At 43.7% G+C, this 14,627-nt stretch carries 17 protein-coding genes; 5 read left to right on the forward strand and 12 right to left on the reverse strand.

Going from position 1 to position 14,627, the window contains the following annotated elements:
* Nucleotides 1-56 precede the first annotated feature (56 nt).
* Nucleotides 57-1,442 carry an aminotransferase-like domain-containing protein gene (locus tag OH455_RS14230; protein ID WP_269981907.1) on the forward strand — a complete coding sequence of 462 codons (1,386 nt, stop codon included), beginning with the start codon at nt 57-59 and terminating at the stop codon, nt 1,440-1,442.
* A gap of 138 nt (nt 1,443-1,580) precedes the next feature.
* On the opposite strand, the gene OH455_RS14235 is transcribed toward OH455_RS14230, so the two are convergent.
* The 11 genes from OH455_RS14235 to OH455_RS14285 form a co-directional block, all read right to left on the reverse strand.
* Nucleotides 1,581-2,360 carry a carbon-nitrogen hydrolase family protein gene (locus OH455_RS14235; RefSeq protein WP_269981861.1) on the reverse strand — a complete coding sequence of 260 codons (780 nt, stop codon included), beginning with the start codon at nt 2,358-2,360 and terminating at the stop codon, nt 1,581-1,583.
* 271 nt (nt 2,361-2,631) lie between these two features.
* Nucleotides 2,632-3,489, reverse strand: coding sequence for an Imm49 family immunity protein (locus tag OH455_RS14240; protein WP_269981862.1), 858 nt, complete (start codon nt 3,487-3,489; stop codon nt 2,632-2,634).
* Nucleotides 3,490-3,764: 275 nt separating this feature from the next.
* A complete protein-coding gene (locus OH455_RS14245; protein WP_206370090.1) occupies nt 3,765-4,409 on the reverse strand; it encodes a lysophospholipid acyltransferase family protein in 645 nt (214 codons plus the stop codon).
* 9 nt (nt 4,410-4,418) lie between these two features.
* On the reverse strand, nt 4,419-5,351 hold the full coding sequence (locus OH455_RS14250) for a phosphatidate cytidylyltransferase (protein ID WP_045974082.1): 933 nt from the start codon (nt 5,349-5,351) through the stop codon (nt 4,419-4,421).
* A complete protein-coding gene (locus tag OH455_RS14255; protein ID WP_269981863.1) occupies nt 5,344-6,099 on the reverse strand; it encodes a CDP-alcohol phosphatidyltransferase family protein in 756 nt (251 codons plus the stop codon). The genes OH455_RS14250 and OH455_RS14255 overlap by 8 nt, the downstream gene beginning before the upstream one ends.
* 522 nt (nt 6,100-6,621) lie before the next feature.
* Entirely contained in the window at nt 6,622-7,830 is a 1,209-nt protein-coding gene (locus tag OH455_RS14260) for an IS4 family transposase (protein WP_269981864.1), read from the reverse strand.
* A gap of 278 nt (nt 7,831-8,108) precedes the next feature.
* Entirely contained in the window at nt 8,109-8,354 is a 246-nt protein-coding gene (locus OH455_RS14265; RefSeq protein ID WP_269981865.1) for a hypothetical protein, read from the reverse strand.
* A 28-nt stretch (nt 8,355-8,382) separates the two neighbouring features.
* Entirely contained in the window at nt 8,383-8,598 is a 216-nt protein-coding gene (locus OH455_RS14270) for a DUF3820 family protein (RefSeq protein WP_045974132.1), read from the reverse strand.
* Nucleotides 8,599-8,670: 72 nt separating this feature from the next.
* A complete protein-coding gene (locus OH455_RS14275; protein WP_269981866.1) occupies nt 8,671-9,024 on the reverse strand; it encodes a helix-turn-helix domain-containing protein in 354 nt (117 codons plus the stop codon).
* 210 nt (nt 9,025-9,234) lie between these two features.
* A complete protein-coding gene (locus tag OH455_RS14280; protein ID WP_269981867.1) occupies nt 9,235-10,401 on the reverse strand; it encodes a D-alanyl-D-alanine carboxypeptidase family protein in 1,167 nt (388 codons plus the stop codon).
* A 214-nt stretch (nt 10,402-10,615) separates the two neighbouring features.
* Nucleotides 10,616-10,978 (reverse strand): hypothetical protein, encoded by a 363-nt coding sequence (locus OH455_RS14285; protein ID WP_045974086.1) that lies wholly within the window; start codon nt 10,976-10,978, stop codon nt 10,616-10,618.
* A 469-nt stretch (nt 10,979-11,447) separates the two neighbouring features.
* Between OH455_RS14285 and OH455_RS14290 the strand changes: the two genes are divergently transcribed.
* The gene (locus OH455_RS14290) at nt 11,448-12,611 is read left to right on the forward strand and encodes a threonine/serine exporter family protein (protein WP_269981868.1); all 1,164 of its coding nucleotides are present in this window, start codon (nt 11,448-11,450) and stop codon (nt 12,609-12,611) included.
* A 45-nt stretch (nt 12,612-12,656) separates the two neighbouring features.
* Here OH455_RS14290 and arfA read toward each other — a convergent pair whose 3' ends face one another.
* Nucleotides 12,657-12,869, reverse strand: coding sequence for a ribosome alternative rescue factor ArfA (gene arfA, locus OH455_RS14295; protein WP_269981869.1), 213 nt, complete (start codon nt 12,867-12,869; stop codon nt 12,657-12,659).
* 379 nt (nt 12,870-13,248) lie between these two features.
* Between arfA and OH455_RS14300 the strand changes: the two genes are divergently transcribed.
* The 3 genes from OH455_RS14300 (at nt 13,249) to OH455_RS14310 (ending at nt 14,601) form a co-directional block, all read left to right on the forward strand.
* Entirely contained in the window at nt 13,249-13,458 is a 210-nt protein-coding gene (locus OH455_RS14300) for a cold-shock protein (protein ID WP_006960450.1), read from the forward strand.
* 74 nt (nt 13,459-13,532) lie between these two features.
* Nucleotides 13,533-14,072, forward strand: a complete 540-nt coding sequence (locus OH455_RS14305) for a YaeQ family protein (protein WP_269981870.1) — start codon at nt 13,533-13,535, stop codon at nt 14,070-14,072.
* Nucleotides 14,065-14,601, forward strand: a complete 537-nt coding sequence (locus OH455_RS14310; protein ID WP_269981871.1) for a hypothetical protein — start codon at nt 14,065-14,067, stop codon at nt 14,599-14,601. The genes OH455_RS14305 and OH455_RS14310 overlap by 8 nt, the downstream gene beginning before the upstream one ends.
* The last annotated feature ends 26 nt before the right edge of the window (nt 14,602-14,627 follow it).

Raw genomic sequence — 14,627 nt, forward strand, 5'->3', positions numbered from 1 at the left:
CAAAAAGGGGTACAGATACAATTTTCTAAATAAAAACCAGTACAGATATCATAATGATGAGCATTTATAAGCAGTTAGCTAATCAATTTATTGAAGATATTCAACACGCTAAGCTGTGTGAAGGGGATAGAATGCCCTCTTTGCGTCAACTCTCACAGCAGCACTCTGTTAGTATGTCGACCGCCGTTAGTTGCTATCAAGAGTTGGAATCACAAGGCTGGATCCAGTCTCGCCCTCAAGCTGGTTACTTCGTTGCACCTCGCCAACACTCTCATCAGACACCCGAGCTCAAACAGTTTGTCAGTACTCTATCCACGGTTCGCCATTCTAATTTCGTGTATTCAGCATTGCGCGGCCCATTAGGTGTTTCCAGTACTGCTGGCGATCAACAAGCTGTGACAGAGCTGGAACGCAGTTTTCGTCGAGCACTGCGGCGAATGGGTGATCGACTCAATCACTACCCAGATGTTCAGGGAGAACCTCTGCTGCGTCAGGCACTGTCGACTCACTTTTCTAAAGTGGGCGTGCATTTTTCTGCCAATGATCTTGTCGTCACAGCAGGTTGTATGTCAGCGATAAAAACCGCGATAGAGTCATGCACCGAGCAAGGTGATGCCATCGCGATCAGCTCACCATGCTTTAACGGCATCATCGATTTACTTGGCCAGATGGCGCGAAAAATTGTCGAAATTCCCTCTTTAGATGACGGGATCGATTTAGCACAGCTGGAAACACACTTTAAGCAAGGCAATGTTAAAGCGGGCATCTTCTGTACTTCTCATATGAACCCACAGGGAATCAGCATGTCGGCACAGCAAAAACAAACACTGGCACAACTGGCAAATCAATACCAGATCCCTGTGGTAGAAGACGATGTTTACCTAGAACTCTCTTACTCTGACCATACACCTCTGCCCGCTAAATATTACGATCAAGCCGGCTATATTCTCTGGTGTGGGTCTGTTTCAAAGAGTTTGTCTCCGAGTTATCGATTGGGCTGGTGCATACCTGGGCGTTATCAGTCTATCTATCAAAGTCAGTTTGGCGCTAGTTGCTATGGAGTTCCGACTCCGGTTCAGCTGGCCGTGGCTGACTTCATCGATTCTGGCCAGTACGCCAAGCAACTAAGACGCAGAAAACAAAAACTACTTTCGCTAAGAAAAGACTATATCGACTACCTCACCACTCAATTGCCAGACAACATAAAGATCAGCAACCCACAAGGCGGGATGGTGCTGTGGATTCAAGCTCCGGGGCTGAGCAGTCAACAGCTACAGAGCGAAATCGATACTCATAACATTGATATTCGCCTTGGGCATCTCTTTACCACCCTCGACCTCTACTCCGATTGTGTGAGAATCAATATCGGGTACCCACTTGAAGGGCGTGCGAAACAAGAACTGGATACTATTATTGAACTTTTGATTAAATATTCTGGCTAATAGCCGTAGAATGACACGCCATTCAGGTAGCGCTTGGGCATCCTGCCGATGGCTTACGCGAAGTGATTCGACAAATGGCTATAAACCTTGATTCTGCTTGAGCCGCTTTCAGTGCAGTCAAGACTTATCCTTATTGGATTAGTTTACGCCTAGTAACTTATCCGCATACTGAATAATTCCCTTGGCTCCAAATCCATTTTCGAGCGACTGGTAATCAAAGTAAGTCATTGAATCTGCACTATGCTCAGCTTCAACCAACGTGGTGCCATGTTGATCAACAACACAAGTCGGCGCCGTCTGCTCCATACTCGCTGAATTTACCGAAATGACCGTAAAAACATTTTCAATGGCACGAGTTAAGAGATGAGACTTAAGTATGGAATAGCGATTAGCATCAAATTCTTTTTGTATATCGCAGGAACTTATCACAACGACATCAACGTTTTGTTTGTAAAGTTCTCGAAAATATTCGGGGAAACGCACTTCATAACACACACGGACACCGACGGTTACCCCTTGAATGTCGACCACTCCATCAAAGTCACTGTCTACGGTAAAGTGTTCAGCATCCCAACCCCACAAGGCTCTCTTGTCATAGTAATCAACGCGGCCAGTTGGCTGAATAATCGCGACTGAGTTTGCGAGTTTGTTGCCGCAGCGGCGGACAAGGCCTAAGAAAACATAGATTTTCTTTTCCTGCACAAGCTCGACGATTTGTGAAAATGCAGCTTCTTGCTGTTCAAAATTAATATCACTGATCGATTTGATTTCTATCGGTGGATAACCAGAAAGCGCGCACTCTTGAGTTAATAATACTTGTGCGCCGTTCTGTTCTGCTTCACATATCGCTCGTTTAATTTTTTCGTAATTAACCTGAGCACGAGCACTAATCGAAAACTGTAATAACGCAAATTTCATTCATTACCTCTGCGGCTTGACGTTCTATATATCACTTTATTACCGGGATTGGTTCAAGTGTTCAATCCGTCCATATTGACACCGTTTATTTTGAGAGCTTGTAGAAAAGTCATAGGACACTGCGCACAAGTAAATTCAAGTCTTAATGGTCGGCTCATTGGCTCTCCCTGAACACTCCATACCAATCTCTACATCAAACCACTCATCTATTGAACCCAACAAGACCAAAGGGAAGATCTGGCCAGCTTACGCATAAGTGTGAACGGTTTACTTAATCAAGATAAATGTATGTAGGCAAGTAACCGCACTCAAAATCTAGCGTGAATCCATGTTTTTCGTATGCATATTTGGCAGCCGTCAGTAATGGTAAAGCAACATAACCTTGAGCCCTTTCACTAAAGTCATTGTCATGCGTCCACCATTCTTTGTGCATTTCCAAAGCACGATACATAGCCTTACGATAAGCCTCTTGATCTTGCTGGTGCACGGCTTTCATCACATCAAAAAAGCCAAGCGTGATGGTAATAGCATGGAAAGGGGCCCATTGACCTTGGCTTGAGCTCTCTTTACTGTCAATAAGAGTGGTCAATTGATTGATTGCAGCAGAAATGTCTTCACTGTCTTTTAGCCCCAGCATATGCAAAACAATTTCACAATGGAGTGCCTGCAGTTCAGCACGATAGAACACCTGACCACTGTTAAGTAAGCCCATGAGCAAGTTTAAATCTTGATAACGCCCAGTAACGATCGTGAGATAGATCATTTCTAGCCACTCCGGAGAAGGGATTGATTGTATTTTCCCACTGGCAGGGATGGCGAAATCTACCCCTTGATAAATGAAAGGAACAATCTCTCCCGCTGGCTGAACAAGAACACGTTGCCACAACATTAAATATTGTTGAGCAGAGAATAAATGATCACTGGCTTCTTGTTTGGAAACTGAAGGTAAGTGGTGGCCTATAGCAAACAATTTAACAAGATTGCTGTACCCCGTCTCAAAGCCAAAATAGCTCTTGTCGGCATCATCTAATGCCGACTGATTTGTATTTAAAAGGCGTTTTAATGTAGCGTTATAAACCCTTCCTTCACCTTTTAAGTTGTTTACATGCACTTTTAATTTATTTTTCACAAAGGTGATCCAATCTCAAATTTGAAGTTATTTTAACGTTTAATACTACCATCTTTATTAAAAATAAGTTCAGTTCCACTGATATTCCATATAATCACCGTGTCCACTCATTTGGTAATCTTCCAATAGCGCTAAAGTCTCCCCCAATTCAACGGTTTGCTCCCTATATGCTTTATCCTTTTGATATTTTTACTTTCCAATACACTTTTATACCGCTTATGTTTAGGGCTTGTATACCTCAGGTAACTTACAGTTAGTGACGTAACAAAGTGTATTTACTCTTCGTAGTTAGTGACGATACACGCTTGTGCCAATTGCTGATATTCGGTTTGCATCGTCACGAGAAACTCATCCGCACTGTCAAACGTCGCAATCGGTGTACCCAATACCACATCACAATTAAAGGGGACAAACATCGCGGTGCCTTTCGGTAGCGCGCGCCCTAACCCTCGCATCACAACCGGAACAACAGGGCAAGCTTGGTGTTGATTAATCAAATGATAAATGCCTTTCTTTAAACCGCTCATGGTTTCCGGTGCACCGCGACTGCCTTCAGGGAATATGATCAAAATATCGCCCTGGTTGAGTGCCTTATGACACTCATCAAAAACCGCGTGACGATCACTGCTACTCGGAGAACGATGAATGGGAATAATGCCTAACACATTGAGTGACAGCCATGCCGAAACTTTGTTTTTAAGGAAGTAGTCCGCCGCCGCTACCGGGCGCACTCTGTGTACCATACTGATGGGAAAAAGCGCCAGCAACACCAAGGTATCTAGATGGCTGTTGTGATTCGCTGCGACAACCACTGGGCCCTTCAGCGGCAAGTTTTGCCTATTGATAAGGTTTAACCCTAAGCCAACAAACACCAATGGTTTCACGAACAGCAGGACGAACAGAACTTTGAACATTCTCATCGCGTCCTCCTAGTAGTAGAGATAGTAAATGAAATGGAAAAACAAAGGCGCCGTAAACATCAGGCTGTCAATACGATCCAGAATACCACCATGCCCAGGAATAAACTGGCTGGTATCTTTAATTTGTAAGTCGCGTTTGACTGATGAAATGACCAAATCACCAATAAAGCCGCTGAAGGTGATGATCATACCAGCGACTAAACCCTGCACGGAAGTTAGCGGTGTCAGATAAGGTGCAACAAAATAGCTGGTGATGATGATGGTTGCTGCACCACCAATAAAGCCTTCCCACGTTTTATTTGGACTGACTTTCGGTACAATTTTATGTTTACCAAAGCTCTTGCCCCACACGTATTGGCACACATCATTAAACTGGGTAAAGACTAACAAGAACAGTAGCATACCCATGGAGCCCGCCTCTGGGTTCTTACTAGGTAGTACTAAGAGATAGGCCATGTGGCTAACACAAAACACCGTTAGCATCAGCGCCCAATGAATGATACCAGCTGAGCGAATGAAACCTTTGGTATCACCAATCAATACCGCCACCATTGGCAGGTATAAGAACATGTAGACCGGAATAAAGATGATAAACATGCCATACCAACCGATCGACAACCAATAGTATTGAAATGGGATAGAGAGGTATGCCCAGAAAATCACTCGTCGATCGGCCATGCGGGTAGGCACTATTGAAAGGAACTCTTTCAGCGCCATAAAACTCAAGAAAGCAACAAAGATCAGCGTGTATTGAGTCGGCAGGTAGAGTACAACGAACACAATCCCTATCATCCACCACCAAGAGCGAATACGCAGTTTGAGTTCGTGATAATCTTTGCTTGGGTTACGGCGTGATAAATACAGATAAACCAGCGTACCAATCACCAGCACAAGTGTGATCGCCGCCATCATATGTAGCGAATGCATTGGGATATTAATCATGATCAATCTCCCCTATTGGCTTTTGGTCTGATTCTTTGGTTGGCGATTCGTCTTGTTGACAAGCTTGTTCCGTCGCAGAAAGGGGGCTCAGTTGCGCTTTGGTATTAAAAATGAACACCAAACGACGCCAACAGGTCAATGCACAGCCAAGCACCATAACCAGCAGCGCGATATCCATTAAGTAGGCACTAATAAAGATTGGTAGGAAGCCAAACCATTGATTAAATGCCATCAGTAACAAGGTGACTGTCAGCAGTGCCATACGATGCTGTTTTGCCATTGGTCCACGAAAATCCGCAGGGCAATCCATACTCACGCCTAATACGCGAATATAAGCGGAAAGTACCGCAAGCAGTGCCGCTACCCAAGCAAGTGGCATAGCAAACGCAGAGTTAGCCACCAAGCCAGCAGCGATGATCAATAGAGGATCGGCGATGCGATCGGGCACATCGTTAAACAATTCCCCGGCAGGTGTTTTCTTACCGCCTTCTACAGCGACCATGCCGTCAAAAAGGTTACATAACAACCTCATTTGAATCATCAGAGCAAACAGCACCAACCAAATTGCCATTGGCCATAGGTGGTAGCCAATCGAAAAAATAAGACCCACTGCAGCAAAGGCCATACTCATTAGTGAAATTTGGTTAGGGGTGATGTTTTTCTGACTTAACCAAACGGCAATACGTTTGGCCACTGATATTTCACGCACCGCTAGAGGGCGACGATTAGGCTCATGCTGGGTTGGCATGTGGGGCATCTCCTGAAAAAGTACTGTTCCGATATCAAAACTCTGGTTCGTTGAGGCCTCGTGGATATTCAATTGAAGATAATTGGCGGATGAGTTTGAATTCGGTCGCTGTCCCAAAAACCATAACATCCTGTTCACAGGCGTCCTAATTATGCCTGTTGCGTTAATCATAATTAAGCCCAAATAATATTTTATTTAGTGAGCTCGATACCATTAAATCGTAAAGGCTGTTTTGATTTGCAGAAAGAAGTTCAACCACCTAACCAATACCCAATGTAATGGGAGCTAGATTCACTGACTGACAAGCGCTTTACTGATATATCATCTAGGAAAAAATAAATACCAATACAATCATTAAAACAGTAAGGTGAATAAGTGGAGTGAAGCGCATCAAATCGGTTTGGGTAAATCAATGAAATTGACGTGAAGCAACCGAGAGAAATATCTTCGACAACTCAATGTGTCAAATAACATTGTGAGAAAACAAGAGTACAAGATAATACTTGGTACTGAGAGATCCCCTCATAATTTCCCCAAAGCGCAACCATGTTTGAATAGATTTTGAGCAAGCTGGGTTGCAGCTGCGAGCAAGTCTTCCCTCGTTATTGTGTAGCCAGAATGCCGTAAAATTTCCATGCCTAAGCGCACTGTTGAGAGTACATTTCGATTTTTGACAGTGTTCGCTTGGAAGTGCTTATTCCAACCTTGTTTCTGAGCATGAACTCCAGCAAGCCAAAATGTTAGTTGAAGCATTAGGGCGATTAGCAGCATGATATCAAAACGCTCTGGGCTGCTCGTTCGACTATGACGCAACCCTAGTCCGTACGCAGGGCTTTTCAAGTCTCGGAATGTTTCTTCAATCTGCATACGCTTCGAGTAGAGCCTAACAAGTTGCCTTGGTGTTCGAGTTTCAACGGGTAAGTTAGTCGCAAGAACCCACGGCTCCTTTGCTGACGCAGAGTAAATTTTAGGCGATGGATGATGACAATTAGTCCTTGTCGAACGCTGATTTTTTCGACCTTTAGAGTGAGATTTATACAGTGCAATTTGACATGAGATTGCATTACTCTTAGTCAGCCTCTTATAACCTAAAGTCTTTGAACGACTTGAGGCCATGCTATGTAACCTACTGACGGGCTTCCAGTTTTCAGAACCTAGGTCTGCATATTGGACTTTCCCTCTTACTCGGCTTAACCAGTACCAGCCTAACTTCTCAATGGATTTGTACCATGGCACTTTAAAGCCTGCATCACTGACAATGAGCGGTGTAGTGTTACTCGGTAGAATGCTTGCAAGGTCGGCTAGAAATTGGTCATGAGCCGTCTTTGAACATTGCTCTGAAAGCGGAAACGCTTTCTCATAAAGAGTAATAGAACGCCCCTGTAGCGCCATTGAAGCTCGCAATACCATAAGCCGTTTTTGCTCACGAATATCAGACCAGTCAACAAGAATAATGGGCATCGAATTGCCCGAACAGATAAAGCTAGCATGCCAACGGTATACAGCGAGTCGCTCTTTGTGTAAGTGACGATTACCTAACAATCGGTCGATTCGTTTGATGTTATGTTTTGTTCTGGCTTTCGTTGGTAGGTTACGACCAAGTTCAGTAAGAGTGAGCGTTTTACATTCAAGTAATGCGTGGCAAGCCAGCGTTAAACTGTTGAGTCGTTTTAAGTGCAATTCAGGGCAGAATTGGTAAAGAGAGTCGTGTAAAATATTAAGTTCGCACATCTTGTTGTCTGATTATTGATTTTTGGCGAAACCATTTGATCATATGACAAGATGTGCATCTACCTTAACTTAATGATTTTTATCAAAATCATTAGGGGATTCCTCAGTACTTGGTAGCTATTAGTTTTTACTCTTGCAGAATACAAAGCGAATCGTGTACGGGTGTTTGTTCAAGCCACTGTGTGATAGAAGCACAAAGAGTCAGCTAACGCTCTGACTCTTTATATTAGAAACAGGATTTATTTCGGGATAGGGTAAAGATACCAAGCGGGTTACCCTTAGGAATTGGGCTGATAACCCTTTTTCATCACTAGTGTTTGCATCGCCTCTGCAAAGGTTGTTGTTCTGCCTTTGGCCTGAACCTGCACCACCTTAAACCCCATCTCTTCTAACGCTTGTCGTTCTTCCAAGACGGCGGGGTCATCTTGCTGGCTACCTTGGGCTGGCTGATGGATGTAGCACCCCTCCAATTGACCATCTTCAACCAATTGGTGATGTCTCAAGGCTTCAATATCAAAATTCATAGTAAGTCTTTTATTTAAGTTCTTCGGGTTACATGCGTTTCAAAGGCTTAACAACGCTGTCTAATCCTTCAATTTTTAGCGCAAGGCATAGCTTGAGGAGATCGCCCAGCTCGCCATTGGGAAAGCCCTTCTTGTCAAACCACAACAAATATTCTTCAGGAAGATCAATCAAAACGCGTCCAGCATATTTGCCAAATGGCATCTGTACGCGTGCTAATTTCAACAGGTTTTCTTTTTCTAACATGGTCTTGTTATTCAGAAACAACAGGGAGACTAGAGTACCATCGAAATCGACGACCAAACAGAAGAACTCACCTTATATTTGATTCAGAGTATGCGCGTACTCAACCACAATTTGGTTGCCTTCTATGTAAGCGTTTTGAATCTCACCATCAACACTCATACGGCTTTGAAGATAAACGACCTTAGGACCGGTTTCACTGGTTTCCTTGAGAGAGGGAAAAACCAGTTTAGCATCGAGATGGAGTAGTCGGCAGAATTGATTAATGAAGGACATGGTCAAAGGCTCGTCTCCACGTAAGAGCTGCGAAAAGCTCAGCTGGTTCATCCCTAATTTTCTAGCAAATTCCATTTGCGTGAGACGCATTTTGGACTTCTGAGACATCCATGTATTGTATAGTGCCTCTCTATCCTTCTCGGTAAATTCCATTGAGTGAATCCTTGTATCGCTTAGTATGATGAATTCTGAGCGTTATCATTCACTAAGATGTCAGCGAGGAGTTAACGTTAGTTAAAAGTTTGGTTTGTTCACTGCCTGTCTAGGCATCGCTTCGCCTGATAAGAAATAGCAATGTGCTCAAATCATGCCTTCAACACTCAATAAAAAAGCGGCGCTTTACGCATCCGCTTTTCCAGTCAACTAAAACCAGCCCGAGATCAATCGTTTAAACCAGTCGACCAATTGTTTAAACAGGCTGCCTTCTTCCACATCTGTCTGAGCAATGAGGTCAGCCGTGGCAACGTCATCTCCATCAACACTGTAAATGATGGTCCCGACTTTCTCCCCTTGACGAATCGGGGCGACCAATTCACGATCAAACTCGACTTCAGCCGTGAGCTTTGCTGCATTGCCTTTTGGTAAGGTCATGTAAATATCTTCTTCAACACCTACGCTCAGCTGATCTTGTTCACCCATCCAGATTTTTGCTTCGGTTACCATCTCACCAGCTTTTGTAGGTGCAACTGTTTCAAAGAAGCGAAAACCATAACTTAGTAGCTGCTTACTTTCCGATTCACGGCTTTTGCTGCTGCTCGCCCCCATCACGACGGCTATCAAACGCATATCACCGTTGGTTGCCGATGTCGTTAAACTGTAGCCAGCACCACTGGTATAGCCCGTTTTCATACCATCGACATTCATACTGCGATCCCGTAAAAGGCCATTTCGGTTATATTGAGTAATGCCGTTGTACGTGTAGGAAGTCTCGCTATAAAGAGGGTAGATATCGGGTAGATCACGAATGATGGCCTGACCCAGCTTAGCGATATCAAGAGGGGTAGAATAAAGGCCACGACTGTCTAAGCCGTGTGGATTGGTGTACGCGGTATTCTCCAAACCCAGTTTTTCAGCCCAAGAGTTCATCAAATTGACGAAAGCCCCTTCACTGCCAGCGACGTATTCTGCTATCGCCACACTCGCATCGTTGCCTGACTGAACAATTAGGCCGCGATATAGATCCATCATAGGTACAGTGGTACCCACTTCAATAAACATCTTCGACGAATCTGGAAAGTTCTTTGCCCAAGCATTTTTGCTGATCACAACTTGATCATCCAAGGTGATATTACCGGCTTTCACTTCCTGCCCCGCAACATAAGCGGTCATCAGTTTGGTCAAACTCGCTGGGTTTAACCTAGTATTCGCATTCTTTTCAACCAACACCTTTCCTGTGTTGTAGTCAATCAATACATACCCCTTGGCCCCTAATGTCGGAGGCTCAGGGATAATTGTAGGCGCCGCATTGGCATTGCATGTCGCAGCGATAGAGGAGAAAAGTACTGCTTTTAGAAGAAACGTTTTTTTCATGGGACGTTACCAACTCTAGTCACAATCGGAGTATTTATGATGAGTTTGAGTATAAACAAACATCAATGAAATTTATTCGCTTTGTAATCAATCGTTACGCTTATTGAAAAGTTTTATGAAATTATGAGAGTGTGACTCCACATATGGTTAGATTAATACAAAAAAGCCAGTGTTCACAACACTGGCTTTTTACCCGTCTAGTTTATCTCAACGATTATGTCTGAGCTTCTTGGACCTTATTGGGCTTAGGGGTAATGCTGTCTCGGTAGCTGAACCACAAATAAGTCACGATTAAAGAGAAGAAGAGGTAGGACAATGCGAATACCAATGGAGACGTAATCAACTCTTCCGACATACTCCAACTCACACCGATCACCGTAATGGTTAACTTAGAGAGCATACCGCAGATAAGTAATAGCAATGCAAGCTGAGGGAAACGTGTGGTTCTGAACGCAAACCAGTAACAACTACCCACAGCCAACGCGGAGATAGAAAGCCCCAACATGAAAGAGTGAAGGTGATCAGCGGATAGTATACCTGCTGAAATCGATGCCATTATTACCAGAAATAGTTTCATCTTTAACCTCGCTTTTTAAATGGGAAAAAGCTTCCTTTCATTCTTGCAAACTCATTTTGCATATATTTTCGCCGTTTTCACACTAAATTCAACCCCTAAATTGATACATTTTTTGTCCACCATATGCCCCCACTCCACATGTAAAATAAAGGTTAACAAAACAATAGGTAAGGTTCCAGACAGTTCAAGCTTTTAAGACACTAAAACAGCAAAAAGAGAAATATAAGGTTACATTTTAGTAACAATATTTACATCTATAGTTATTACCAATTTTGTGATCTGGTGCATTTTTGTTCATCGATTAGCGAGTCAAATAGCTGCTTGAAATCTAAGTTCTCGCTTTTGGTTCTGTTACTTTGTGAAATGTCAAAAAGAGTGTGACTCTAGCCACTGTTCAATAGATTGATACTCGAACAGAACATATCGCTCTGGTACCTTTGCGCGCATTCGATATTTCGTACTACATACCATGCCTTCAGAGTACAGAATCAAAAAGATCGTCGAGATCGGTGATACCTTACATCGTAGTGGCTGCGCACCCTACAAATTAGAAAAATACACTCAATTTTATGCTCGTAAACATGGCGTCGATGTCATGATTCAAGCAACGCCAACCACGGTTAATTATCAGTTTCCCGACGATAACAATGCTGTGGTGATGAAACGCCATCAACCTGCTTCGATTAATCTCAGTTTGCTGGCTAATACCATCATTCGAATTAACCAACCGAGTAAGGAGCCCGTTCCGGAACCTGTCGGCTACCCCAAATGGGTGATCGCACTTGCGAACATGGGCATTCCTCCAGCATATCTGATGCTAGTCGGCAGTACGTTAGAAGCGGTGTATATATCCATCTTTCTCGGTTTTCTCGCTTGGGGTGCACAACAAGTCTGCAAAGCTAGACGCTCCATAGCGGTGGAGTTTGTGGCTGCCTTGGTGACTGGTGTTCTCGTCGCCTTTTTCGCAAGTACCAGTGTCGATCTTCCCGTATGGGCGTTGTGTATCGCCGCTATCGTCCTATTTGTCCCTGGTTTATCCATCGCTAACTCACTCGAATGTCTGGCATTTAACGATTTGGTATCTGGAACAAGCCTGCTAGGTCAGAGCTTTCTCACCCTAATCAAATTGTTTGTCGGCATTATGATGGGTTTGAACATCGGAGAAGCCATTTGGGGGCAGCCAGAGATCACTTCTTACGTCAATGAGATACCGACTTGGCTCCATATCTCAGGCCTATTTCTCATTTCAGCCTCCCTTGGCATCATTTTTAATGCCAGACCAACAGACATTCTGCTTGGTTTGCCAGTTGCTGTACTTGGCATGTGGGGACCGTTTTACCTAGGTTTCGAAAGTGGTTGGGTCGTGGGGACTTGGATTACCACCGTACTGATCACGCTCTACGGCACTTGGGTAGCGAAGAAGATGGACCTCACAGGGTCTATCTATATTGTCCAGGGCATCATCATTTTGGTACCAGGTAGTCGAGTTTTGGTCAGTGCTGGGCAATCTGTGTTTGAGCAATCCATTTTACCTATTCCCAGTATTGGTCTTTCAGCACTGTTTATGTTTTCAGCGATCGTCGCTGGTCAGGTAACGGCTTACTCTATCTACTCTCCGCGAATCGAACGATAGTTACAACCCATAGCGATAAATAGAGCCCTATTCGAAAGCAGCTGTTTAAGCGGCTTTTGAATAGGGCTCTTTGCCCTTATGTTTTAGCTTACGTGTAAAGCTTCCCTTTCCTTTTGCTGCCTTTTCGACACGTGTTTTAAATAGTGGACTGGTGACAACCGCTTTTAGCGCATTATCTTGTACTTCACCTCGCCCGACTTCTAAATTCGCTCGAAGAGAAGCGACATCATTCCTTTTTTTTCTGGCACTCTTGCCCATAATTTTGTCCTGCATTGATTTTACAAACGACTACCAATCGATGATAAATTACTCATCAAGGCCATATTTGGTAGAATAAATCACTAAACAAACGAATGTTACACTATCTACAGCCCAAACAGTAATATTTCCGAAACTATACATAGCGCAAGTTTCGGATGAAAAGAGCATAGTAACGGAAAACTATCATATGAATTTTATTGACTTAGTGCCACTTAGCTTTAGACTAGAGGGCAGCTAGAAAACGGTTCTTGTTTTTATTTCGCCGTTTCGTTGGATTTCTTGTATCTCTTCCGTAACGTCGTGCGCAATAGCAATCTCCTTTTCCACGCTATCGTTGCCGTCATGGCTTTTACAAGATTTATCAAGGATATACATTATGTCTAACACTGTTACTGGTACAGTTAAATGGTTCAACGAAACTAAAGGTTTCGGTTTCATCCAACAAGAAAACGGCCCTGACGTTTTCGCTCACTTCTCAGCAATCACTGGCGACGGTTTCCGTACTCTAGTTGAAGGTCAAAAAGTTGAGTTCACTGTATCTCAAGGTCAAAAAGGCCCACAAGCTGAAAACATCAAACTAGTTTAATTTTCAACTAGCTAGATAAAGTTTTACAATAGCCAGCTTCAAGCTGGCTATTTTTTTATGTGTAGTAAACGACTATGGCTATAAAACCGACTATTTATAAGTTCCGAATTTCGCTCTCGGACACTAACCGTGACGTCTACGATTCTCCGCAACTGACTATTGCACAGCACCCATCAGAAACCATTCCACGAATGATGGCGCGTATTCTGGCTTACTGTATTCAATATCAACCAGAACTTGCATTCACTAAAGGGTTGTCTTCAATTGAAGAACCGGATCTCTGGGTCAAAGCACTGGACGATACGATCCTACACTGGATTGAAATTGGTGAACCTTCCCTTGATCGTATTAAGAAAGCCACTCGCTTAGCTAAAAGGGTCGACATCTTCACCTTTACCAGCAAATCTGACGTCTGGTGGGCACAAACCAAAAACAAATCTCACCAATATGACGCCAACATATATCGACTCAGTGCAGAAGGCATCGATGCTTTGTCCGAAGTCGTTGAACGCGGCATGGATTTATCCATCATGATTACTGGCAGCAGTTTGTTTATTGACTGTGACAAAGGCTCATTTGAAGTTCAGATCGAGACTCTACAATCTAATGACTGATCTGGAACAGGCATTCACAGCTATTAGCGCAGAGTCACTGGACGCCGTAAAGGAACATCCCAAACTGTGGCAGCAACTTTTGCAGCAACAATCGGTCTTGTTTGACAAAGTAAAACAGAATAAACCCAATAGCGCCGATGAATCCCATTTACTCGGCATCATGACGAAAGCGCATATTGAGTGCCTGTCTCGTGTTGAAACCAACCGAGAAGCGGTTCAAGCCATGTGGAAAGCATTACACGATAACCTTGGTGAGCAAAATGCCAAGCGATTCGAGTATCAAGATTATCAAATGCTAACTCTGGTAACACATGTCTGGCTCTATATTCAGGGTTATCTGAAAATGGATTTCAGCCTGGCTAATGACCACGCTGAAACCACCGCTAATCTACAAAACGACCTTTCTGGTCTAGATGTCAATGCCATCCGGACACAGTATCTCGCGAGCTACTACTTGGGAAGCGACAATTCCCCAGTAACGCAACGAAGCAACCCTATTTGGAGTTGGTTCAAACGCACCTTCGGTTGATTAAAAAGGGCTTCCCAATGGGAAGC

The organism is Vibrio sp. T11.5 (genome assembly GCF_027587155.1).
Lineage (GTDB): Bacteria > Pseudomonadota > Gammaproteobacteria > Enterobacterales > Vibrionaceae > Vibrio > Vibrio neptunius.